20 protein-coding genes and 6 pseudogenes are annotated in these 24,062 nt (G+C 50.3%); 17 read left to right on the top strand and 9 right to left on the bottom strand.

Annotated elements, in window-relative coordinates; translation table 11 throughout:
* Positions 1-504: 504 nt before the first annotated feature.
* Positions 505-1,513, bottom strand: a pseudogene (locus tag VXK30_RS14305) (transposase).
* Between the two features lie 125 nt (positions 1,514-1,638).
* Between VXK30_RS14305 and VXK30_RS14300 the strand changes: the two are divergent.
* The 3 genes and pseudogenes from VXK30_RS14300 to VXK30_RS14290 form a co-directional block, all read left to right on the top strand.
* Positions 1,639-2,002 (top strand): annotated as a pseudogene (locus VXK30_RS14300) (response regulator transcription factor); the annotation flags it as partial.
* A 193-nt stretch (positions 2,003-2,195) separates the two neighbouring features.
* Positions 2,196-2,513: an ATP-binding cassette domain-containing protein gene (locus VXK30_RS17220; protein WP_442867956.1), complete on the top strand. Its 318-nt coding sequence runs from the start codon at positions 2,196-2,198 to the stop codon at positions 2,511-2,513.
* A gap of 172 nt (positions 2,514-2,685) precedes the next feature.
* Positions 2,686-2,868 (top strand): hypothetical protein, encoded by a 183-nt coding sequence (locus VXK30_RS14290; RefSeq protein ID WP_275713632.1) that lies wholly within the window; start codon positions 2,686-2,688, stop codon positions 2,866-2,868.
* On the opposite strand, the gene VXK30_RS14285 is transcribed toward VXK30_RS14290, so the two are convergent.
* From VXK30_RS14285 to VXK30_RS14255, 7 genes and pseudogenes are all read right to left on the bottom strand, one after another.
* A complete protein-coding gene (locus VXK30_RS14285) occupies positions 2,842-3,489 on the bottom strand; it encodes a secretion protein F (RefSeq protein WP_329493597.1) in 648 nt (215 codons plus the stop codon). The two genes, VXK30_RS14290 and VXK30_RS14285, sit on opposite strands and share 27 nt — an antisense overlap.
* A 96-nt stretch (positions 3,490-3,585) precedes the next feature.
* Positions 3,586-3,876 (bottom strand): type II toxin-antitoxin system RelE/ParE family toxin, encoded by a 291-nt coding sequence (locus VXK30_RS14280; RefSeq protein WP_275713633.1) that lies wholly within the window; start codon positions 3,874-3,876, stop codon positions 3,586-3,588.
* Between the two features lie 3 nt (positions 3,877-3,879).
* Complete coding sequence (locus tag VXK30_RS14275) at positions 3,880-4,221, bottom strand: AbrB/MazE/SpoVT family DNA-binding domain-containing protein (protein WP_275713634.1); 342 nt, start codon at positions 4,219-4,221, stop codon at positions 3,880-3,882.
* Positions 4,222-4,368: 147 nt separating this feature from the next.
* Positions 4,369-5,298 carry a type II secretion system F family protein gene (locus tag VXK30_RS14270; protein WP_275713635.1) on the bottom strand — a complete coding sequence of 310 codons (930 nt, stop codon included), beginning with the start codon at positions 5,296-5,298 and terminating at the stop codon, positions 4,369-4,371.
* Positions 5,295-6,275: pseudogene (locus tag VXK30_RS14265) on the bottom strand (ATPase, T2SS/T4P/T4SS family); the annotation flags it as partial. The gene VXK30_RS14270 and the pseudogene VXK30_RS14265, both read right to left, overlap by 4 nt.
* Before the next feature lie 139 nt (positions 6,276-6,414).
* Entirely contained in the window at positions 6,415-7,545 is a 1,131-nt protein-coding gene (locus VXK30_RS14260; RefSeq protein ID WP_275713636.1) for a glycerate kinase family protein, read from the bottom strand.
* 346 nt (positions 7,546-7,891) lie between these two features.
* Entirely contained in the window at positions 7,892-8,623 is a 732-nt protein-coding gene (locus VXK30_RS14255; RefSeq protein WP_442867957.1) for an enolase C-terminal domain-like protein, read from the bottom strand.
* A gap of 193 nt (positions 8,624-8,816) precedes the next feature.
* Between VXK30_RS14255 and VXK30_RS14250 the strand changes: the two are divergent.
* The 8 genes and pseudogenes from VXK30_RS14250 to VXK30_RS14215 form a co-directional block, all read left to right on the top strand.
* Positions 8,817-10,292, top strand: a pseudogene (locus VXK30_RS14250) (sigma 54-interacting transcriptional regulator); the annotation flags it as partial.
* A 5-nt stretch (positions 10,293-10,297) separates the two neighbouring features.
* Positions 10,298-10,516 (top strand): hypothetical protein, encoded by a 219-nt coding sequence (locus VXK30_RS17215; protein ID WP_442877873.1) that lies wholly within the window; start codon positions 10,298-10,300, stop codon positions 10,514-10,516.
* A gap of 62 nt (positions 10,517-10,578) precedes the next feature.
* The gene (locus VXK30_RS14240; protein WP_275713637.1) at positions 10,579-10,758 is read left to right on the top strand and encodes a helix-turn-helix domain-containing protein; all 180 of its coding nucleotides are present in this window, start codon (positions 10,579-10,581) and stop codon (positions 10,756-10,758) included.
* Between the two features lie 385 nt (positions 10,759-11,143).
* Positions 11,144-12,280: an ROK family transcriptional regulator gene (locus VXK30_RS14235; protein WP_275713638.1), complete on the top strand. Its 1,137-nt coding sequence runs from the start codon at positions 11,144-11,146 to the stop codon at positions 12,278-12,280.
* A gap of 183 nt (positions 12,281-12,463) precedes the next feature.
* Positions 12,464-13,645, top strand: coding sequence for a substrate-binding domain-containing protein (locus VXK30_RS14230; protein ID WP_275713639.1), 1,182 nt, complete (start codon positions 12,464-12,466; stop codon positions 13,643-13,645).
* Between the two features lie 92 nt (positions 13,646-13,737).
* Entirely contained in the window at positions 13,738-15,303 is a 1,566-nt protein-coding gene (locus VXK30_RS14225; RefSeq protein ID WP_275713640.1) for a sugar ABC transporter ATP-binding protein, read from the top strand.
* Between the two features lie 11 nt (positions 15,304-15,314).
* On the top strand, positions 15,315-16,487 hold the full coding sequence (locus VXK30_RS14220; RefSeq protein ID WP_275713641.1) for a sugar ABC transporter permease: 1,173 nt from the start codon (positions 15,315-15,317) through the stop codon (positions 16,485-16,487).
* Positions 16,488-16,534: 47 nt separating this feature from the next.
* Positions 16,535-16,849: a hypothetical protein gene (locus VXK30_RS14215; RefSeq protein ID WP_275713642.1), complete on the top strand. Its 315-nt coding sequence runs from the start codon at positions 16,535-16,537 to the stop codon at positions 16,847-16,849.
* Positions 16,850-16,854: 5 nt separating this feature from the next.
* Here the strand turns inward: VXK30_RS14215 and VXK30_RS14210 are convergent, their stop codons facing one another.
* Positions 16,855-17,964 carry an ROK family transcriptional regulator gene (locus VXK30_RS14210; protein ID WP_275713643.1) on the bottom strand — a complete coding sequence of 370 codons (1,110 nt, stop codon included), beginning with the start codon at positions 17,962-17,964 and terminating at the stop codon, positions 16,855-16,857.
* A gap of 371 nt (positions 17,965-18,335) precedes the next feature.
* On the opposite strand from VXK30_RS14210, the gene VXK30_RS14205 reads away from it, so the two are divergent.
* From VXK30_RS14205 to VXK30_RS14180, 6 genes and pseudogenes are all read left to right on the top strand, one after another.
* Positions 18,336-18,962, top strand: a complete 627-nt coding sequence (locus VXK30_RS14205) for a DUF4867 family protein (RefSeq protein WP_275713665.1) — start codon at positions 18,336-18,338, stop codon at positions 18,960-18,962.
* A gap of 21 nt (positions 18,963-18,983) precedes the next feature.
* Entirely contained in the window at positions 18,984-20,489 is a 1,506-nt protein-coding gene (xylB, locus tag VXK30_RS14200; protein WP_275713644.1) for a xylulokinase, read from the top strand.
* Positions 20,490-20,511: 22 nt separating this feature from the next.
* Entirely contained in the window at positions 20,512-21,999 is a 1,488-nt protein-coding gene (locus tag VXK30_RS14195) for an L-fucose/L-arabinose isomerase family protein (RefSeq protein ID WP_275713645.1), read from the top strand.
* Positions 22,000-22,739: 740 nt separating this feature from the next.
* Positions 22,740-23,195 (top strand): annotated as a pseudogene (nifH, locus tag VXK30_RS14190) (nitrogenase reductase); the annotation flags it as partial.
* A gap of 34 nt (positions 23,196-23,229) precedes the next feature.
* A pseudogene (locus VXK30_RS14185) lies at positions 23,230-23,397 on the top strand (P-II family nitrogen regulator); the annotation flags it as partial.
* Positions 23,375-24,022 (top strand): sulfate/molybdate ABC transporter ATP-binding protein, encoded by a 648-nt coding sequence (locus VXK30_RS14180; protein ID WP_329493584.1) that lies wholly within the window; start codon positions 23,375-23,377, stop codon positions 24,020-24,022. The pseudogene VXK30_RS14185 and the gene VXK30_RS14180, both read left to right, overlap by 23 nt.
* The last annotated feature ends 40 nt before the right edge of the window (positions 24,023-24,062 follow it).

The following is a 24,062-nucleotide window of genomic DNA, read 5'->3' as shown; positions in this document are numbered from 1 at the left end:
GTGGATAGGCGGAAGTGTCGTTAGCCCTGTCCATTTCTTGGCGATACAGCCCACCACAGGCTGTTTTCAGATCAGGTGTTGTCGCTCGTGTCCTTCGATGCCATCGTCTTGGCGGAATAGATTCCGCAGGGAGTCGTGGCGCACCCATCTCGTCGCTGCCGTGTTTCATCTGTTTGCGCGGCTGGACAGTTGCTGTATTTCAGTTGCCGGAATGTTCTTTTTTCAAAGAGCGATGGGAGGATATAAAAATCCCCTCACTTCTATAGGGAAAAAAGTGAGGGGGTTGCACGGAATTATTTTTAATTTGTATTGACTTTTTTTGAACCATGGCCGCTGACACCGGATTCTGCCGTATCTTATTGGTATCATTAAGAAGTTCTTAATAATTTCTCATGCTAAAAATTATAATTAGAACATCTTATCTTGATATAATGATACAATACTGAACTATTCTGGAAGGCTGTGTCAAGAGAAGTTCGCAATTTGAGGGCTCCGAAAAATGAATTACGCGGCATTATGTAGCAATGCGCGGACGGATATTGGGTTTAAATACGCTCGGGAAACAGACCAATCGTCGGCAAATTCCATGAGATAAGTGGTCACCAGCCGCAGGTAGGAATCCGAGTTGGGAAATATACCGACGACATTGGTTCTGCGGCGGATTTCCTTGTTGAGCCATTCGAGCATATTGGTGGACGAAATTTTGCGGGCGTCGAGGTCTGGAAACGCATAGAAGGCCAGAGAATCCTCCAGTCCATCCTCCAGAAGCTCAATCGCCCTTGGGAACCGCTTTCCGTATTGCTTCGACAGCTGTTCTGCGCGCTGCCGGGCCAGCTCGGCGCAAGGCGTCAGCCAGATTTCCTTGAGCTGAGCTGCGAAGGTTTCCTTTTCCTTCTGCGGCACGTGACAGAATGTTCCGCATGAAGTGAACCTTGCACCCCTGTTCGTTGACGCCACAGACGATCAGGATCGCCATGCTGACTACGCGCCCATCCACGCGGACTTTTTCGTATAAGGCGTCCGTCCAGAGCACCGGATAGCCGGAATCTGCGAGAGAACGGCTGCGGAACTTCTGTACCTGCCCGTTCAGTCCTTTTGTCATCTCGCTGACCTGACTGCGGGAGAGAGTTTCAATCCCCAGACTCCGCGCCAGCTTCTCCATCTTCCGGGTGGATACGCCCTGAACGAACGCCTCCTGTACCACTTGAATCAACGCCGCTTCGCTGCGCTTGCGCTCGGTGATGAAGAAAGGAACATACCCGCAGTTGCGGAGCTTTGGAATCATGAGATACATCGTGCCCATTCGGGTATCCAGACGCCGGGGCCGGTATCCGCAGCGATAGTCGCTGCGGGACGGATTGTGCGCATTTTTCTCAGATCCGACAAGACCGGATACCTCCGCTTCCATCAACTGGGCGCAGAGCCATTCCAGCATGCTGAGCATGGGGTCGGGTTCTGCCATACATTTCAGTAGCAATTCCGTGAGACCTGTGGTAGTCTTTCCTTGAGCCATTGGGTTCCTCTCCTTTTTTGAATGTCTCGACACCATTCATTTTACCGGAGCCCCAATGGCTTTTCTATGCCTTTTTTAAATTGCGAACTTTATTGTACTCTATCTTCTGGAAAGGAATGGTATCCATGGATAATAAAATTCTCGTTGTCGACGACGAACACGATATTGCTGACTTAATAGAAGTATATCTGCAAAATGAAACTTATACCGTATTTAAGTATTATTCGGCAAAGGAAGCACTCGCTTGCGTAGAAACCACGGAGCTTGACCTTGCTATTCTGGATATTATGATGCCGGAGGTAAACGGTTTTTCCCTTTGCCAAAAAATCCGCGAAAAATATACTTTTCCGATTATTATGCTGACGGCCAAAGATGAGGAAACCGATAAAATCACGGGCTTAACTTTAGGCGCTGACGATTATATCACAAAACCGTTCCGCCCTCTCGAATTGGTTACCAGAGTAAAGGCGCAGTTGCGCAGGTACAAAAAGTACAATTCTTCTAAAGAGGAAACGGATATAAGCCCGGTTCTTTCCTATTCCGATCTGGAAGTGAATACAAAAACGCATGACTGCCTTGTTGATAATAAGCCTGTTTCTCTGACCCCTACGGAATTTTCCATTCTCCGCATCTTAGCCTGCTTGATACCCTTACCCTTTCCGATGTTAAGAACAAAAAAATTGTGAAACTATCCGGGGGCATGAAGCACCGGGTCGGGATTGCACAAGCGATGCTGAACGACCCCGAAATTCTTGTTATGGATGAACCAACCGCTGGTCTTGATCCCGGCGAGCGGGTTCACTTCCGCAATTTTATCTCAGAATTTTCCCATGGCCGCATTGTTCTTATTTCAACACATATTGTGTCTGATATTGAGTATATCGCCACAAAAAACGCGATTATGAAAGCTGGCAAAATTCTCGATGTTGGCACAACGGACGCATTAGTGAAGCAAGTCATGGGAAAAGTCTGGACTTGCATAGTGCCTGCCGATGTATGAAATGCAGTTACGTATTATCAACCAGCGCGGCGAGGACAACAATCAGGTGTCAATTCGCTACTTGGCCGATGAAGCAAAAATCAGCAACTCCGTTATGGCTCCCCCACGCTTGGAAGATTTGTATTTGTGGCTATTCCCGCAAGAGGATATTGACAAGGAGGGAAAATAACATATGCGTATCTATTGGTTGGAAATGAAACGTGTGTTAAAATCATGCCGCGTCATGGTTTTATTGATTATTGCGCTGGTAATGTCTGCGGTAATGGCCTACCTTCCCGTAACATTTGAATCCATCAATTATCAAGACAAGAATGGAAAAGTCATCATGTTAGATGGCATGGATGCGATTAAGTAGCCGTGCCTCAAACCGGACCAGCGCCGCCTCATAACTTGAAGAGCGCATGTCGGCCGTCACGACGTCCAATTCGTGGGAGAATTCAGGTCCGGCGTTCTTCTTATACCGTTCCATCAGGGCAAGGACATCGCGGCTGCTCTTTAGTGTCTGTTCAATCGACGCCACAAAGCGGGGCAGCTCGCCTTCGATCTGCTCCCGCTTGAAACTAAGCTGCTCATCCGCTTTGCGGATTTCCTTAAAATAGACAAGGACGGCGAGAAAAACAATCAGTACGGAAAGCAGCGGAAAGAGGAACAGACATGGAACCACGCAAAGCAGGATTGCCCCGGCTTTTACGAAGGCATAGGCTGTGTAGACCTCCGGTGTCATGCTGTATCCCGCCGCGCTGAGGTTGTTTTGCAGTCTGATTCTTTTGTATTCATCTAATCGGATGAACTTCGAGAGCTTTACGGCGGTGGTCATGAGATATGCGTCCATCGTTTTGGACGCTTTTTTCTCCCGTTTCCCGGCGTTCAGCATTGCTTTTGCCGCCCCCAGGGTCGGCAGTCTCAGCGCGTCGGCAAGAATAAAAAACAGCCCCGCCGTGAGCGGGACCGCAAATAGAATCAGCAAAGAGGGCAATGTTTGTCACCTCCAATTGTAAATAGGCAAAGAAAAACCGCCGCATCTCTGCGACGGTCTGATCGTTTGTATTCTTTTTTGTAAGGATAAAACTTGCTATTTCATATAACGCTTCAGTTCCTGATAGAAGTTTTCTCTGGTTCCGGCAAGGATTACCACAATCAATTTGTTTTCTTCCTCGTAGACCCGATACGCAATCTCATAGTTCGTCTTGTTGTAGAAAACATCAAATCCATAAATCCCTGTGAGATCTCCGGTTTTCAGCTCCCCGATGTATGGATCTTTTCTGATCTTTTCCAAAGCATTTCGATAAGCGAGCTTCAGCCCTTTTTCCCGGATTTTTTTGAAATACCTTTCGGAGGCTCCCGTAAAGCGCAACTCATACATCCGTTAATCCTCCGTGCCAAAAATCTCGTCAAGCGTTTTTTTTCCCTGATCGCTTTCGGCAAGAGAATCCGCCTCCGCAATGAGCTTTTTGATGGCGGGATGAACCTTTTTGCTCTGCTCCTTAAATTTGTCCAAAAGCTCCTGCCCGGAAATTCCCTGTGAAATCAAGTCGGCCAGGATCTGTTCGGAAAAATCATCCCCTCCAGAATCCCGGACAGGACGGATCAGAATGCCGTCATCCTGCAGGACACACTCCGCTTCGCTTTGGAATCCAAGGACTTCAAAATATTTTTGTGGAAGCGTCACCTGACGCTTCATGGAAACACGTATGATTTTTCTTTCCATCTTTGACTCACTCCCTGAAGCTGCAAACATAACTGCTTCCTCCTTATGATATGCTAAATTTTTCAAAGATATACATATTTCTTTGTTTCTTTGTTTTCAGTATATCATTGTTTTTTTCTGTTGTCAATCAGGGAATGAGGAAGGTTTTTATCGTTTGTACTCGATCGGTTTCGTCAGCCGGATGACGCGGGCGACGGAAAAGAAGATGACTGCGGCGCAGACGGCAAGCGTTCCCTGTCCCACAGGAGTGAACATCAGCGCCGCATACCAGTCCTTATTGAGAAAATACAGGATCGGGATATTCCCGATTACCAGTAACACCATCATTGCAAATTCCTTGCGTGGCTCCGCTACGAGGTAGTCCAGCTCGGCGTTGACGGTGCGCGTGTCCGACAGATTGTTCACGATCGGCGTCAGGGTGGTCTTGAGGTTCCGGTCGTACTGGCAGGAAGAAATCGCGTCGCACCATTCGTGAAACACATCGTTCTGGATTTTTGGTTTCATGTCTTCGATGGCTGTTTCTACGTCCGGATCGACGAGCTTCAGGCGGGTCAGGAATTCCGCAAACACTCTGCGAACCGGCGGGTTCAGGTAGTCGATGTTTTCCTCCACGGCAGTCAGGATATCCTCATGGCGGAGGTAGGCAGTGGTGATAATGGACAGAGCCGTTTCCAGCTCGGCTGCTACGTTCCTCCTGTAATGGACGGAGGTCAGCCGGATCTGCCAAAACGGAAGCAGCATCAGGCCGAGCGCCAGGACCGGAATGAGAAATCCATTCTGCATCAGAATTGCGACGCAGACGCCGAGAACAAAGAGAAGCAGGGAAACCATACACACCATGGGAAACCGTTCGCTTTGCCCGGTCATGGCAAGGACCTTCTGCGTCTCAATGATTTCGCGGCGCAGGAAAGACCGCTTTTTCCGTTTTGTCACCTCGTTGATTTCGTCCCGGATGTTCTTGGGCTTTCGGGTCAGGAAGCGAAACAGCCCGTCCGTGAATTGCATGGGCGAAATCTGAAATAAAAGAAAAGCGCCGGCAGTCATGCCGACGCAGGCGATCAGTTGAAGCAGAGTCATGCCGATTGAGCTCCTTTCTCCGGCCAGTTTTCGAGAATGTGATTCAAGGCTTGCTGGGGCATCCCGTTTTCCAGAAAGTGCCGGCACAGGCTGCCGGAAACGCACTGACCCGGCTGATGCTCGCCTGTGATGATGAAGCAGTCGCCCTCCATGCGGTTCTCTTTAATATGGAATCGAAACAGGGAGCGATAGTTGCGGCTCCCGTCCGGGAGAATCTCACACTCCATGATTTCCATGATCTTACGCTCCTTGCTTTCCAACTGTTTCGTGAACACAACGATCGGGAACGCCTCGGTCACGAGACCGATCAGGGTTGCGTCCGACATATCGTACTTTCGCTTACAGAGAGTCACCATCCTGCGCCAGGTAGCTTCGCAGCTATTGGAGTGGAGGGTGGTCAGCACCGTATGCCCGGTGCGGGCGGCTTCCTGCGCAGCGTAGGCTTCCGCGGAGCGCATTTCCCCGACGCAGATCACTTCCGGGTTATAACGTAGCGCCATGTCGAGCAGCATGTCCTGATCGATGTCCTGCTTTTCGCTGTCGCTGCTGCGGGTCAGGGTGTGAATGACGCTGTTGATGATTTTCCCGTCCTTTTCTTTCACCAGAGACAGTTCTCGACTCCCGTCTTCGATTGTGAAAATCCGCTTGCTGTCCGGGATAGTCGATAAGAGCCATCCCGCGAGCGTGGTCTTGCCGGAGCTGGTCGCGCCCGCGACGCAGACGGAGATCCCGTAGCGAAGGCAGGCGGCGAGGAAATCCAGCATTTCTTCGGTGCCGGTCCCTTCCTGGACAAAATCCTCTTTTTTCATGCTCTGCGGGTTCACGATGCGGATGGAGGCGCAAACGCCCACGTCTTCGTCCACAATCGGGGATTTCAGCACGGCGATGCGGATGTTTTTCGAGAGGTGTCCCAGGACGGCGGGGCTCGCGTTGTCCAGCACCATGCCGGATACGTGGAGCATACGGCGGATCACGCTACCCTTCTGCTTCTGCATGAAGTAAGTTTTCAACAAAATCTCCACAAGTTCTGGCTTTTTCAACATAGCGAAAAGGCTGCCGCAAAACTTTCGTTTTGCAACAGCCCCATTTTTACGGTCAGCATTTCCCACGGTGAAATCAGCAGCATTCCATGAGGTGCAGGATGTTGTCAAAGGTGTCCCGCAGGTCCCGGTGGTTGCGGGTTTTGGCAATAGAAAAAGGAACCGCCACGCGGTTGATGCTGAAAACGGCGGAAACGCCCTTCTCATAGACGCTTTCTATGTCGTCCGCGATGTCTCCCACCACTGCAACAAGGGGAACTCCCGCCTTTTTAGCACGTCTTGCCACGCCGATCACGACTTTTCCGCGCAAGCTCTGAGCGTCTATTTTTCCTTCACCGCTGAACACCATGTCCGCACCCTGCAGCAGCTCCTCGAACCTCACGGTGTCGAGCACCGTTTCTATGCCCATCTGAAGACGGGAGCGGAAAAAGGCCGCCATGCCGCCGCCCATGCCGCCTGCCGCGCCCGCGCCGGGAAGATTCGAAACATCGGCATTCAGCTCGCGGCGGATCGTTTCGGCTGCGGCGCGGAGCTGCTCATCCAGAAATATAGTCATCCGGTCATCCGCTCCTTTTTGGGGGGCGAAGACGAAGGCGGCTCCGGTTTCCCCATACAGCGGATTGTCAATGTCGCACATTGTGATGATTTCCGCCTCCCGAAGTTCGGGCAAAAGGCCGGAGCAGTCAATGTGTTCGATTTTGGAAAGGGTTCCCCCGGTGGGGACAAAGGCTGTGCCGGAACTGTCCAGGAAACGGATTCCCGCCGCGGCGGCGGCTCCGGTGCCGAGGTCGTTCGTGACACTCCCTCCAAGACCCATAATGATCCTTTTACATCTGCGTTTCGCGGCGTCAGCCATCAGAAGGCCCACGCCGTAGGTCGTGGCTTTATCCGGCTCCAGCCGCCCGCCCGCGAGGGGAAGCCCGGCGCAGGCCGCCATTTCGATTACCGCGGTCCGACCGTTGTCTACAAGACCGTAAAAACTGGTGATATCCTCCATATAAGGCCCTTTTGAGGGAACCGAAATCTTTTCGCCGCCCATGGCGGCCAGAAAGGCGTCAACGCTGCCCTCGCCGCCGTCGGCGACCGGGATCGCGACGACCTGTGCCGAGGGGTCGTGCTCGTGGATGCATTGTTCCATAACAGAGCAAATTTCCAGGGAGCTAAGCGTTCCCTTAAAGGAATCCGGGACCAGAATCAATTTTTTCATAAGTATTTTCCTTTCACCTGATTACAGGATGCTCCCTTGACAAAGGGTTCCAATCTGTTCGCCGTTTGTGCCCTTTCCAGGAAAGAACGGATTTTTAATGGCGATATACAAGAAGAAAAGCACGCGAATACTTGCTGTATTTCGGACGCTGTCCGGACAAAGATCATAGGAATAAAAGCAGTGCCGGGTTTCCGGCACTGCTTTTATTATAAACGGGAAAGCGAACGGGTTTCAACCCTGTCACGGGGAAGCCAGAGTCAACACCCCGCATTTAAAGAAATCGCTTACCTTACCAAAGCAGGCTTCTTGGGATCGAATTTCCAGTTAGGAATCAAATACTGCATCGCTACGGCATCGTTTCGGTCATGGAACTCGATCTTATTGTAAAGCTCATTTGCCGCCATAATTTTTCCATATCGGGATGAATCCCAAGGCCGGGCGCTTTTGGAACTTCCAGATATCCGTCCCTGATTTCAGGAGTATTTTCACAGAGGTTCTGTCCGTCCTGCCAGATCCAGTGCGTGTCCAGAGGAGTGGGAGTTCCGGGCGCCGCAGCGGTGACATGGGCATAGACGGTCAGGGTGATGTCGAAATGGTTGTTGGAATGAGACCCCCAAGTCAGCCCCCAGTCGTTGAGAATCTGTGCCATTCTCACTGTGCCGTTCATTCCCCAGAAATGCGGGTCCGCCAGCACGATGTCAACGGATTTGAGTGCCGCCGCATGATAAAATTGCCTCCAGTCGGTCGCAATCATATTGGTTGCGACCGGAAGATGAGTCGCATTTTTAAACTCGCACATAATTTCACGGCTGCTGTAGCCGTTTTCGGGGCCGCATGGATCTTCGATATAGGTGAGGACATTCTTCATGTTACTGCACAGTCTGATCGCTTCCCGAAGGCCCCATGCACCGTTGGGATCGATATTGATTCTTGCCTCGGGGAAGTGCTTCTTCAGCGCTCTGATCGTCTCCATTTTCTTTTCCCCGTCCAGAACGCCGCCTTTCAGCTTAAAGTTCCGGAATCCGTATTTTTCCTGCAAAGCCTGAGCCTGTTCCACGACTTTGTCCGAAGTAAGCATCTCTGTCCGCCGCATCCGATACCAGGGGTCTGTATGGCTGAGCTGCTGATGACCATGGCTTCCAGTGTGACATATGTTATAATAGCCTCGCGGCCGGGAGTCCTTACGGACTTCCCAAGCGGGGCTTCGGGCGTTTCAACGGAATGTGGGAATCGGCCGGTTGAATGAAAAATCGGATGGAGGATATTTTGCCATGGCTAAGATAATGATGCTGTTGTCCAAAAAATATATGCAGGATCAGGCTGAAAAGGTGATCCGTGAAAACCGGTTTGATGTTGACACCATCAGAATTATTGAAACAGTGGATGCGGTTGATGAAGCCAGAAGGTGCATCGAAGAGGGAGCCAATATCATAGTGGCCAGAGGCGTGCAGGCACAGCTGATTAAAATCCATACCAATATTCCGGTCGTGGAAATTTTAATGACTGCTCAGGAAATAGGCCTTCTGGTTTTGGAAAGCAAAAGAATCATTAAAAAGGAAATTCCCTGCATCGCGATCCTCTCACTGAAAAATATGATGAGTGATATTTCCTGCTTTGACAGGCTGTTCGGCGTCAAGCTGAACTGCTATATCATCGATAGCTTTGACGAAATGGAGCAAGCCGTAGAGAATGCTGTGAAAGACGGCGCGGATATCATACTGGGCGGCGATCACGTCATCCGGAGCGTGGAAAAATACCATATCCCGACTCTTTTTCTGAAATCTACGGAAGATTCCATGCGCGGCGCCCTGCAGATAGCTTCCAAAATGGCTTATGCGATCGACATTGAAAAAAGCAGCCAGGCTCAGTTTGAAACCGTGCTTGACATTGCGTTTAACGGAATACTCAAAATTGACAGCTATCGTACCATCCTGATTGTCAATCGTGTCATGGAGGAACTGCTGGGGAAATCGGAATCGGAAATTGTCGGCAAGCAGTTGGACGATGAGCTTGCTGACATCGACATCAATGCCATAGAAAGCATATTGAAGGGAGAAAGGGATAATTATTCCACTTCGATTAGGATCCGAAGAAATCCTTTACTTCTTTGTGTTGCGCCGATCCGGTGCGACCAGGTAATTACCGGCGCGATCCTTTCCTGCAGCAAAATCAAAAATGTTTCGCAATTCATGGATAAAAATATACACAATATGTATCTGTCCGGACGGATCGCACAGCTTGATTTTGGCGCTTTAAGGACGCTGGAGCCCCAATTGAGGCAAAGCATTGAACTGGGAAAAAAATATGCGCTGTCAAAGAACCCTGTCCTCCTTCATGGGGAAGAAGGAACGGAAAAGGAGCTTTTTGCCCAGTGCATCCACAATCACAGCGCAAGAAGAATTTCCCGTTTTTGATGGTGAATTGCAGTTCCATGGGCAACAGAGAGCAATACGGTTATCTTTTTGGGAGTACTGCCAGTTCTGACGGCGGGGAGGGGGGCGCAAGCGGCATCCTTCAGAAATGCAATTTTGGCACGGTCTATATCGGCGAGATTGAACGGCTGGATTTTGCCAGTCAGTATGGGCTTTACAGGACAATATGTTATCAGGGACTCATGCCGGGCAATCTGAACGGTGAAAAGAGTTATGATGTCCGCATCATCGCGGGGACACATCGGGATCTTAGCCTGCTTGTAAAAAACGGGACGTTTAGAAAGGACCTGTATTACAGTCTCAATGCGCTTACGTTGAATATTCCACCGATCCGCGAAAGAAAAGAGGATATTGAAAAAATGGTAAAACAGTATCTGAAGCAATTCACGGAGAAATATTCCACACATCTCACACTGACGGACGAAGCGATGGCCGTCATTCTGGAATACGGATGGGAAGGAAACCTGATTCAGCTGGAAAATTTTTGTGAAAGACTTTTTATTACGACTTACAAAAAAATATCGATCAGGTTATGGTGACAGGTTTACTGGAGGAATTATATCCTGAAATAAAAGTTTCCAACGGAGAAAAGCACGTTATCGTGTACAAATATCCGGAAGTGTCCGACATTGTAGAGCTTTTGAAAAAATGCGGCGGAAACCACAAAGCGGTTGCCAGGGAGATGGGCATCAGTACCACAACACTGTGGAGAAAGATGAAAAAATACGGAATCGCCAACAATTACGAATACGAGCCACCAAATACGGAGGGAAGGCCTTAAGACCAATAATTTATAATTGCGCTTCATAGTAATCTATGGTAACTTGAACTTCGGATTGGTACTATATAAGCATAGGCATGCACCAGCAGCTGGTGATGTTTGTGCTTATTTTTTTATAATAAGAGGAATCATGGTCTGGTGTGCTTTTCATTGCATTTCGCATCCGTAACATAATCCACCGGTCACCCCCTTATTATGAGCATTCGGTTTAGCCGGTTGAAACCATACGGTTTAAAGGAAGTCTATCGTATGTCTTTTTCACCTCTCATTTTGTTCGTGTCCCTAAAGCGGCGGGATTTTACCGCGTTCAAATAATGATTGACAAATCAGGAAATAGATAGTGTAATATATAAAGCACTTTTGCAAAAGATGGAGAGTAAATAGTATGAAAGATTTAAAAATGCCTGCTACCGAAAGACGCAGGCTGACGCGCAACAGTATTTACAATTTTATTTATGAATCCGAAACGCCGCCCTCCAAACAGGAAATCGCACAGCAGCTGAAGCTGAGCCTTCCGACCGTCCACCAGAATATCACAGAACTGCTGAACGCCGGATTAATTCGGGTGGGACAGATACAGAAATCCACGGGAGGCCGCCGCCCGGTTGGGTATTCCGTCGTCAGCAATCTCAAGTTTGCGGTGGGAATTTCAATCACTGCGGATAAACTGCGCTTTCTCGCGTCAGATTTAAAGCAGGAAGAACTGGCCTATCAAAAAATCGAGATGGGGTCGTTAAAAGGAGACGATATCGGCAGGCTGATCAGGGATGAACTGGAGATCTTTTTTGACAAGAATCGGCTGGACCGCAGCCGGCTGCTGGGTGTCGGAATCACGCTGCCGGCGGTTCTGGATGAAGAAAAGGACGAAGTGAAACTGTCGCCGACCCTGCGAATGCGTGATATCAGTCTTGGTACGATCCGGGAGCCGATCCCCTATCCGACCTACATTGAAAACGACGGGACCAGTGGCGGATTTGCCGAATGGTTTGAATCGCGAAATGCTGTGAGCAGCGATATTGCCTATCTTTATTTGGAAAACGGTGTCGGCGGGGCGGTTTTCATCAATGGGGCGCCGTATTTTGGGAAGAACAAAAGAAGCGGGGAGTTCGGCCATATGTGCGTGGAACCGGGCGGGCTTCCCTGCAACTGCGGAAAAAAAGGCTGTCTGGAGGCTTATTGTTCGGCGCTGCGGATTAGTGCGAAGCTTGGAATCACGGTTGAGGAATTTTTTGAAGATCTTGAAAAGGGAAATCCGGAATATCAGGCGCTTTGGCAGGACCTTCTGGAGCATCTGTCCGTCGGGATCAACAATATTCGCATGGCGCTGGACTGTGACGTGATTCTGGGGGGATTTCTTGCCCAATATCTGGAACCATATATGCCGGAACTAAGAAGAATGGTCTCGGAAAGAAATACGTTTGAGGACAATGCGGAATACGTCAGATTGTGCCGTTATCCGCGCAGAGCCGATATGATGGGCGTAGCCTGGCACTATATCAAAGAGTATATTGAGAACATCTGATTCGTGCTTAATGTATAAAAACAACAAAATAATATTGGACAGTATTTCTAAAAAGTAGAAAATAGACAAAATAGTATTGACTTCATTTGAAAAAAGCTTTATGATTTAAGCACTTAAGTAAATATCATTTATAAAAGATATTTACTTAACAAGTAATAGGTTATTTGTAAGGAGGAACGTATTATGAAAAAGTTTTTGGCAGCTGTATTGGCCTGTGCAATGGTTCTGACGATGGCGGCCTGCAGCAATGGTTCGGAAGGTGCAAGCACGCCTGCCGCGGCAAGCACCGAGGAAACTTCCGGCGGGGGAACAACGGGCGGCGGCAAGCTGATCGGCATTTCCATGCCCACGAAGTCTCTGGAGCGCTGGAACCGGGACGGTTCTTACCTGGAGCAGCAGTTTAAGGGTAAGGGCTGCGATGTAAAGCTTACTTATTCGGACAACAAAATTGACCAGCAGGTCAAGGATATTGAAAATCTGATTGCCGACAAAGTCAACCTTCTGGTTGTGGCGGCGATCGACGGCGAGTCACTTTCCAACGTTTTGAGCAGCGCAAAGAGCGCAAATATTCCTGTTATCTCCTATGACCGGCTGATTATGAACACAGACGCAATCGCCTACTACGTGTCGTTCGATAACTACAAGGTAGGCCAGCTGCAGGGCCAGTTCGTAATCGATCAGCTCGGTTTGAAGCAGGGCGACAAATCCAAGACCTATAACATCGAGTTCACCGCGGGTGATCCGGCCGACAACAACGCGACTTTCTTCTTTAACGGCGCGATGGACGCCTTGAAACCCTACATAGACGACGGCATTCTGAAGATCCCGTCCGGCCAGACGACGTTCCAGCAGGTTGCAACCGCGGCCTGGGATACCAAAAACGCGATGAACCGTATGCAGAACATTTTGGCTTCGTACTATTCGGACGGCAAAACGCAGCTGGATGTCGCCCTTTGCTCCAACGACTCCACGGCTCTCGGCGTTACCCAGGCGATCGAATCCGACTATAAGGGTAACAATACTCCGGTTATCACGGGGCAGGACGGCGATGAGGCAAACCTCGCGAACATTCTGGACGGCAAGCAGTCCATGACCGTTTATAAGGCGGTTGCAAACGAAGCGGTCGTTACGCTTGATCTCGGCATGGCAATCCTGAACGGGGATAAGCCGGACGGTCAGCTGATTCAGTCGGCGGGCTGGAAGTTCGACTGCTCTTACGACACGAAGTCTTATGATAATAAGAAGGGAATTGTTCCTTCCTTCCTGCTTGTGCCGACCGTCGTTACGAAAGACAATCTCCAGAAAGAACTGGTTGACACGGGATACTACACGATGGACGGTAAATATCCCAAAGCAAAGAAGTAATTGACGGCTGCTGCTTCGGACGGGGCCGATTTGGCCCCGTCCATCCTTTCATTGATCAAACATAAAAAATACTCGTTTCAGGGGGCATCAGCATGCCGGACAATATTCTATGGATGAAAAACATCACAAAACTGTATCCCGGTGTCAGAGCGCTTGACAATGTAAATCTGGAAGTACAGCGCGGGGAAATCCACGCGCTGGTCGGGGAAAACGGCGCCGGAAAATCAACCCTGATGAATGTTTTAAGCGGGACCATTCCCTACGGAGAGTATGAGGGTACGATTCTTTTCAATGAGGAAGAATGCCAGTTTAAACGCATTCACGACAGCGAAAAGCTGGGAATCGTCATTATTCATCAGGAGCTGGCTCTGATTCCGGAGCTTTCCATTGGCGAAAACATGTTTCTTGGAAATGAACGTAAGGGGAGTCTTGGCATCGATTGGCACGAAACCTATAACCAGGCGGAAAAACACTTAAAAGAAGTGGGGCTGCAGGAGAGGGCAACGACACTAATCAAGGACATTGGAACAGGGAAGCAGCAACTGGTCGAAATTGCAAAAGCGCTTTCGAAAAACGTAAAACTGTTGATTTTGGACGAACCGACCTCTTCTCTGAATGAAGAAGAATCGAAGATGCTTTTAGATATGCTGCTGCAATTTAAAAAGCAGGGAATGACTTCTATCCTTATTTCGCATAAATTGTCGGAGGTGGCCTACGTGGCCGACAGGATCACGGTTCTGCGGGACGGAGCGACGATCGAGACAATCGAAAATGAAAGTCATAACATTGACGAGAGCCGTATCATCAGGGGGATGGTTGGCCGCGAACTGACCAGCCGTTTTCCCTCCAGAGAACATAAGGTCAGTCCGGAAATCGGTATGGAAGTAAAAAACTGGAGCGTCTGCCACCCGGTTTACACAGAAAAATGCGTGGTAAACAATGTCAGTTTTCATGTACATAAGGGGGAAATTGTCGGCTTTTCCGGTCTGCAGGGCGCGGGGCGCACCGAACTGGCAAAGTCCCTGTTCGGGAAAAACTACGGCAGCAGTATTTCCGGACAGGAGTTTTTGAACGGGCAGGAGGTCCACCTGAAAACCGAAAAAGAAGCCATTGAGCACGGCCTCGCCTATGTGACCGAAGACCGTAAGACGAACGGACTGGTTCTGATCGACACGATCGCAAAGAACACTACGATGGCCCGGCTGCAGAAGATCTGTGACAACCGAGGGGTCATCGACGTCGGCATGGAAAACCATGTCGCTGAAAAATACAGAACAGCTCTGGACATCAAGACGCCGACCGTGCAGCAGCTTGTAGGGAATCTTTCGGGCGGCAATCAGCAGAAGGTCTTGCTTTCAAAGTGGATGTTTGCGGATCCGGATGTCCTGATTCTGGATGAGCCGACCCGTGGGATCGATGTGGGAGCGAAGTATGAAATTTATTGCATTATGAACGATATGGCCGTACAAGGGAAATCGGTCGTCATGATTTCATCCGAGCTGCCGGAACTTCTGGGAATGTGCGACAGAATCTACGTCATGAACGAAGGCTCCCTGGTAGCCGAGATGGAAAGCGCTGAAGCAACGCAGGAAAAGATCATGGCCGCGATTCTCCGCTCCGGCAAAAAAAGCGTCCCCGATGAACAAAAGGACGCATAGGAGGCAGAAGTATGAAAGCATCTACGAAAGCATCTACCCTGATTAAAAAATATACAATGGCCATCGCGTTGGTCGTAGTCTTTATTTTCTTCTCGGTCCTGACGAACGGCAGGCTGATGTATGCCCAAAATATCTCGAATCTGCTGCTGCAGAACGCCTATGTTCTGGTGATGGCATGCGGTATGCTGCTGTGTATCTTGACCGGCGGCAACGTTGACCTGTCGGTTGGCGCTACGCTCTGCCTGGTCGGCGCCGTTGCGGCGCAGCTGATGGGCCAGAATTCCATGGGTGCGCTGCCTACCATTCTTATTGCGCTGCTGATTGCCGCCGTGATCGGTATCTGGCAGGGATTCTGGATCGGCTATATTCACGTCCCGCCGTTTATCGCGACTCTGGCGGGCATGTTCCTGTTCCGGGGGCTTGGGCGCGTCGTCCTGGCATCCAAAACTGTCAATATTCAGAACACCGCGTTCCTCAACACGTTTATTTCTTATATTGACGTTCCTGGGCTGGACACCAAGTCCTTCCACCCGTCGGCGCTGATTACCGGGATAGCGGTTTCCGTTCTTCTGACCGTCCTGATGCTTGTCAACCGGGCCAAGAGGGCGAAAAAGAACTATGAAGTGGAGTCCACCGCGACGACTTTTATCAAGATCGGCGTGATAGACGCCTTGATTATTGCGTACTGCTGGAAGCTTGCAAACTATAAAGGCATCCCGGTTATGCTGCTCTGGATCCTGCTGGTGGTATTGATTTTCGCGTTTATTACGATCAAGACTGCCTTCGGCCGGTATTTTTACGCCGTGGGCGGGAATGAGAAAGCCGCGAAGCTGTCCGGCATTGATCCGAGGCGCGTATATTTCTGGGCGTACTTTCTCATGAGCGTGCTGGCCGGGTTCTCCGGACTGCTGGTAGCGGCCCGTATCGGCTCCGTAGACGGCAACATGGGGAATTCCTACGAAATGGACGCGATCGCTGCCTGTTTTATCGGCGGCGCGTCGGCCTACGGCGGCTCCGGCACCATTTCCGGCATTATGATCGGCGCCATTCTGCTCGGGGTTATGAATCAGGGCATGTCGATTTACGGACTGCCGGACGAGTGGCAGTATGTGGTCAAAGGAGCCGTGCTTCTGGCGGCCGTTATCTTTGACGTCGTTTCAAACCATAAGGTAGGAAAGCAGTAGACTGTACAGACCGATTGAATACATAAAAAAGAATGCGGGGCTGACCTATGCAGAATCAATCCGGAGAAATTCAGGGCAAGCGGAAGCATGCCAGAGTCAGGCTGACCCTGCGCGCGCTGGTTGTGCTTTATCTGCTGTATCTGACGAAAGGCATCGTCGAAGCGGCTGTCCAAAAAACAAGCACTCTCCCACTTTGGGTCACGGGACTTGTCAGCGCTGTTTTTCTTCTGGCTTCCGCGGCGTTCGGAGCCTACGCGTGGAGGGAATACAAACAATCGCTTGCCGATACGGCAAGCGATTGTAAAACAGAGTGTTCTGAAAAAGGGGGAACAGAAAATCCCGGCAATACGGACCGGAAATAAGCGGTTCAGTCGTTCAGAAACGAATCGATTTGCAGCAGTGCGGCGCCGATCGCGCTTGCCTTGTCGTTAAAGCGGCTGAAATGCAGATAATCCGGGGAAGTCCCGAAGGAATTAAGCGGAAGCAGCTTTTTAAACAGCAGGTCCGAGTGTTTTTCGAGGTACCGGTCAATTTCACCACCGATAATAATATCGGAGTCGAAGATCGTCCGGATATTATTGATTCCCGTAGCGAGGTAATCCAGATAGATTTCCCATTTCTGCCTGCAATATTGGTTGCCCATCTCAAGCGCCGCGAAGAAATCGTCGACATCTTCAAAATTCGGCTCCGTTAAAACCTTTGTGGAACAGTATGCTTCCAGACATCCCTTTTTTCCGCAGGAACAAACGAGGCCGTCCTGAACGATCGTCATGTGGCCGAATTCTCCGGAATGCCCGTTTACGCCGCCGTAAAGCTTGTTGTCAATGATAATTGCTCCGCCGACCCCTTTGTTGACGGAAAGAAAGACGGCGCTTTCCGTTCCATCCATTTTCCAGATTTCTGCAAGGCCGGCCAGACTTGCTTCATTGTTGACCATAACGGGGTATGGGATATACTTTTTCAGGCGGTCGATCGGAAGGTCTTTTACACGCAGCGTCGGGCTGTATTCCAAAATGTCGGATTTCGGGTTCATCAGTCCGGGGACCGCAATGCCGATTCCCAGAAGCTTGCCGCAGTCCACATGGTCTTCCTGCAGGAAAAGCTCTAAATTATCGGCCAGAGTTTTAAAATAAGCATCGTCGTTTTGAAACGTTTCGCGGATTTTTTTATAGAAAAGGACATTTTCCCCAAGATCGATCATTACAAAGCGGATATGGTTCTGGGTTACCTCTATTCCGCAGGAAAGTCTGGCGCCATACGCCAATGAGTTGACGAACGGCTTTCTTCCCCCGGAAGATTCCAGCGTTCCGGACTTCGTTACCAGACCGCGCCTTTCGAGGTCTTTTAAAATAAGGGAAACCGTGGGCATACTCAGCCCCAGAGTTTCCGCAATATTTTGTTTGGTTGCTCCGTTGTTGGAGTAAAGAAAGTTGATGATTCTGTTTTTATTTGCATCTCTTACCTGAAGATTATTCAATCCAATACACCCTTTAAGATTTCTATTTTTATGAAAATCATAACACGAATCAATTCCGGATTCCATATCCGGACCGATATTTTTACAAGTTTTCTTTAAGTTTTTAATTTTAGTTCTCATATGGGCGTTTCGGGCCGCTGTTCGGGCGTTAACCCGTGAAAGCCACCCGGCGGCAGCCTGCCGGTCAAAATCATGGCCGCGGTATCCGTTATTTTGCACATAGGAAAGCTGTTCTCAACATAAATTTACCTGCTCTTCATTTTTTATTTGCAAAAACATTCCGAGTATACCATGACTCTTTTTAAAAAGATATTTACGTAAGAAGCACCTTTAAAATTTTTCTAAGGATAGTGAAGACGATGAGTGAGACAATTGCGGTTCAATCGGTCCGGGAAAAAGCATTTCAGAAATACGGAAGAATTGTGACTGGATTCGATTGCGCCCAGCTTCTGAAAAAGTTGGCGGAAACGCCGAAACCGCCCGATTCCACGATTTACGCGGCTTCCGATCCGGAGCTTGAAAAGCTGGAAATATTCCGGGCGCTGCGGGACCGGGAATTCGGCGGTATGGAAATCGAGCTCGGCTATTGCAACGGCAGCAATGACCGGCTCAATGCCCTGGAATACCACCGCAGCTCCGAAATCAACATTGTGGGAACAGATCTGATTTTGCTGCTGGGTTTATTGCAGGATGTCGACGCCCTGACCTTTGAATACGATACCGCTCTTGTCGAAGCGTTTAAGGTTCCCGCCGGGACGGTGGTGGAGCTGTATGCCACTACCCTGCATTTCGCTCCCTGCAATGCGTCGGCGGAGGGGTTCCGCGACGCGATCGTCCTGCCGCGGGGGACCAATCTTCCGCTTCAGGCAAAACCGGAAACGGCGGGCGAAGATAGACTGCTGTTCGCGCGGAATAAGTGGCTGATCGCGCATCCGGAATCCGGTCTGCAGGCGGACGAAGCCTTCCCCGGTCTAAAGGGCCGGAATATTACGCTGTGACGGCGGAACGGAGGGAATCAGATGGATGGAAAATGTATGCTCGGGATAGACGTTGGGACTTCCGGGTGCAAAATTCTCGCGCTGGACGAATGCGGAACCATTCTGGGCTCCGTCGTGGAGGAATATCCCTGTTATGCACCGCAGGAAGGGTGGTCCGAACAGGACCCCGAGGACTGGTGGAAAGGCGTGGTGTCCGGACTCCGGAAAGCCGCGCCGCTTCTGAAAGGAAAAACAGTCGCTGCTGTGGGCCTGTCGGGTCAGATGCACGGGATGGTGGCGCTGGATCATAAAAACCGCGTAGTACGGCGGGCAATTCTCTGGAATGACCAGAGGACCGGCGCACAGTGCGAAGAAATCACCAAACTGGCCGGGGGGCCGGACGCGCTTCTGGCGGCGACCAATAACCAAATGCTGACGGGATACACGGGTGGAAAAATCCTCTGGATGAAGGAAAAGGAACCTGAAAATTACGGGAAGACCGTTCGCGCGATCAACCCGAAAGACTATATTCGCTTGAAGCTGACGGGGGAAATCAAGACGGACGTTTCCGACGCTTCCGGTACGGGCTTCTTCTGCGTACGCGAACGCGGATGGGCGGTCTCTTTGATCCGGAAAGTCGGCCTTGATCCCGATTTATTCCCGGAAGCGGTGGAATCCACCGCCGTTTCGGGATATGTGACAAAAGAAGCGGCGGAACTCACGGGGCTGCCGGAGGGGACCCCCATCGGGGGCGGCGGCGGAGACGCAGTCATTTCCACTACGGGTCTCGGGCTGGCGAAATCGGGCCGGATCGGCGTGACGGTCGGAACCTCCGGCGTTGTTGCCATGAGCCTTGGGTCCTTTCTGGAGAACCCGAAGGGGGTGCTTCAGGTGTTCTGCGGAAATGAACCGGGTTCGTTCAGCGCGATGGGCGTAACGCTCGCTGCGGCCGGTTCCTATCAGTGGTTCCGGAATGCGCTTGGGCAGTATGAAATGCAGAAAGCGGCGGCGGAAGGTAAAAGCGCGTTCGCGCTGCTTGACGCGGAAGCGGCTTGCGTTCCCCCGTGCTGTGAAGGAATGTTTTTCCTGCCGTATTTGTCCGGCGAGAGGGCGCCGCTGAATGACCCCGCCGCAAAAGGGGCGTTCCTCGGCGTGACTTCCCGCCACGGGAAGGGGCATTTTGCCAGAAGTGTTCTGGAAGGCGTTGCCTTTTCCCTGCGTCAGGTGTACGGGATGATCGGCGCTGAGGGTTCCAGTGAAATCGTCATTGCGGGCGGCGGAGCAGTCAGCCCGCTCTGGCGGCAGATTTTTGCGGACGTCTTTGGCCTTCCCGTGCGGACCGTATACGGCAGTGCGGAAGGCGGTTCGTTCGGGGCGGCTCTGGCGGCGGGCGTGACGGCAGGCGTCTGGGGCAGTCTGGAGGAAACCGTACCCTTGATCCGTCCGGAAAGCGTGACGATGCCGATTGCTGAAAATGTTCCTCTTTACGCGGAGCACTACGCAAAATATACAAAATTCTATGAAGCACTGAAATGGAGCTTCCATTAAATAGCAGAGAGGAGACATCAAAATGAATAATATTCCCGAGGTAAATCTGGGGATTATCGCCGTCAGCCGCGATTGCTTTATCATTTCTCTTTCCCAAAAGAGAAGAAAAGCGGTTGTCGACTCCTTCACGGAAAAATACGGCCCTGTTTACGAAGCGCAGACAACAGTGGAAAATGAACAGGATATGCTGAAAGCCGTCGCCGAAGTAAAAGCGGCCGGCTGCAACGCGCTGGTGGTGTTTTTGGGCAACTTCGGTCCGGAAACGCCCGAAACGCTGATTGCCAAATATTTTGACGGGCCGGTCATGTTTGTGGCGGCCGCGGAGGAGACGGGCAAAGATCTGATCAACGGCAGGGGCGACGCTTACTGCGGGATGCTCAACTGTTCTTACAACCTCGCGCTGCGCCATATTCCAGCCGTCATCCCCGAATATCCGGTCGGTACGGCGGAAGAGATAAGCGATATGATGGCCCGTTTTGTGCCGGTGGCCCGGGCGCTGATAGGAATCAATTCACTGAAGATCATCACTTTCGGCCCCCGTCCGCAGGACTTCTTCGCCTGCAACGCGCCGATTCAGCCTCTGTACGACCTCGGCGTCGAGGTTCAGGAAAATTCGGAACTGGACCTTCTGGTAGCCTATCGGGCACACAGGGAAGATCCCCGTATCCACGATGTTGCGGAAGATATGGCCAAAGAGCTGGGGGTCGATGGAAACCATTATCCTGATCTTCTGCCCCGCATGGCGCAGTTTGAGCTTACCCTGCTCGATTGGGCGAAAGACAACAGGGGGGCCAAAAAATATGTGGCCTTCGCAGACAAATGCTGGCCTGCCTTCCCGAAAGAATTCGGATTTGAGCCATGTTATGTCAACAGCCGCCTGACCTCCCGGGGAATCCCGGTGGCCTGTGAGGTGGATATTTACGGCGCTTTGAGCGAATACATCGGCGCTTGTGTGACAGGTGACGCCGTCACCTTGCTGGATATCAACAACAGCGTGCCGCGCGACCTTTACGAAGATGAGATCGCCGGAAAGTACCCCTATACGTTGAAAGATACCTTTATGGGCTTCCACTGCGGGAATACGCCGTTCTGCAAGCTGTCAAAGGGTGCGGCGGTGAAATACCAGCTGATCCAGAACCGTCTGCTGGAAAACGGCGGGAAGCCCGATTTTACCCGCGGAACACTGGAGGGCGACATCGCACCCGGAAAGATCACTTTCTTCCGGCTGCAGGGTTCTGCACAGGGAAACCTGTCCGCATATATCGCGCAGGGAGAGGTGCTTGAGGTCGCGACCCGTTCCTTTGGCGGGATAGGAATCATTGCAATTCCGGAAATGGGCCGTTTCTACCGTCACGTCCTGATTGAAAAGCATTATCCCCATCATGGCGCTGTGGCGTTTGCCCATGCGGGAAGCCGCCTGTTCACGATATTTCGTACGCTGGGCATCACGGATATTTCCTTTAATCAGCCTAAAACCATGCTGTACGGGACGGAAAATCCGTTTGTGTAAAGTAAAAGAGCTTTTTTGTTAAATCTCCTCCCATATTCCATTTTTATCAGAAGCCCCCACGCACGGCGCGGGGGCTTCTGATTTGCGACAAGCAAAGAATCTCGTTGCGGATATTCAAAACGACATTAATATCTCAAAATGCTTGCGATATGTTTCAATTTCATTCTTGATTTTTAGATGATCATCCAAATTAGTGTATAAAGTCGCGCAACCGCAAGATTATGAAATAATTTTACTTACTGCGTTGGCTGCGCTTGCAAATTTCAGTCACATACAGCAAACCTGTTCCCTCATTTGCGACTTGACGCCTCGTCTTGCACGATTTTTCGACGACTGACAGTTTTTGATATTCTTATGGCAGCTCCAAAATATGGAGTTGCCGTTTTTCTTAGTCTACCAGTTCTAACTTTGTTTCCAGAACCTGACACCCCTGGATTTCATACCAGGTTTGCGGCCTTAGCAATAATGTACCAAGGCATGGGAGCTAAACTTATTAACATTGACCAACAAATACCGAAGCAAGCTATAACGACAGAGAGACCAGAACACATAGGTCCTGGTCTCTCTGTCTTGTACCCGTCTATTATAGCTTAAAGATAGCGACTTTGTTAAAATCATTCATTCAAACGACCCCCAAAGCCAATAGCAGAGCCAGCGGCTGATGAATAAAAAAACCTTGCTGACTCACCTTGGGACTTATCAAAGATTTAGCGCAGTGTGTCCCGCGCTGCAGACGGGGAGTGCTGGGCGACGTTGTATGCGGCGGATTCGCAATGTCGATCCGCGAAGGGAAAGCACAGGAAATCTATATTGTGGCCAGCGGTGAGATAATGGCTTTGTACGCAACGAACAATATCTCAAAGGACATCAAAAAATACGCCAGCACGGGCGGAGTCCGTCTGGGAGGTATCATCTGCAACAGCCGCAAGGTGGATGGAGAAGCCGATCTGGTGGAAGCCTTTGCCAAAGAACTCGGTTCCCAAATGATTTATTTTGTTCCCCGTGACAACATGGTACAGAGGGCCGAGATCCATAAAAAAACAGTTATTGAATTTGATCCCGCCTGCAATCAGGCGGACGAATACCGTAATCTCGCCAAAAAAATTGATGAGAACGATATGTTTGTTATTCCAAAACCGCTTTCTCAGGAAAGACTGGAAAGCATCCTGATGGATCACGGAATTATGGATCTGTAACAGATTACTTTATACATCAAGGGGGACTTGTACCATGTTGTTAGTAAGAGCGATTATCAGACCCGAAAAAACCGGGATTGTCTTATCCGAACTGCTGTCGGCCGGTTTCCCCGCAGTGACCAAAATGGACGTTTACGGGCGCGGCAAACAAAAGGGAATTACCGTCGGAGAAATTCATTATGATGAAATCCCTAAAGAAATGCATCGCCGGAGTGGAAACACCCGACAGCGGCAGAATTGTTTTAGACGGCCGCGTGCTGTTCGATTCAAAAGAAAAAATCAACCTGTCGCCGCAAAAACGCGGGACAGGTTACCTGTTTCAGCACTATGCACTGTTTCCCAACATGACGATCGAAGAAAACATCGCCGCCGGAATCCAACTCCCGCACAGGGAAAAAGGCCGGATTGTAAAGGATAAAATAAAAGCGTTTTATTTGGAAGGGCTTGAAAAGCGGTATCCTTCACAAATCTCCGGCGGTCAGCAGCAGCGCGTCGCGCTTGCGCGAATTCTTGCTTCACAGCCGAACATTCTGATGCTTGACGAACCGCTTTCGGCTCTGGACAGCTATTTGCGCTGGCAGACGGAACAGAAAATCAGCAGCGTTTTGGAAAAGTATGAAGGGACCACTCTGTTTGTTTTCCACAGCCGCGACGAAGTTTACCGGATATGCAACAAAATAGCAGTAATGTCCGACGGCCGTCTGGAAACAGTCAGCGAAAAATGGGATCTTTTCAATCATTCCCGATCCCTCGCCGCAGCGCTTCTGACCGGATGCAAAAAATCAAGAAAGGAGATCGTATTATCAGCTGTATACAGGTGCGTTTGAGCTCGAATAAATAGCGGGGAATATGGGGACAGCAGAATCG

This window comes from Caproiciproducens sp. CPB-2, from assembly GCF_036287215.1.
Lineage (GTDB): Bacteria > Bacillota > Clostridia > Oscillospirales > Acutalibacteraceae > Caproiciproducens.
This window is presented reverse-complemented; position numbering and strand designations above follow the sequence as displayed.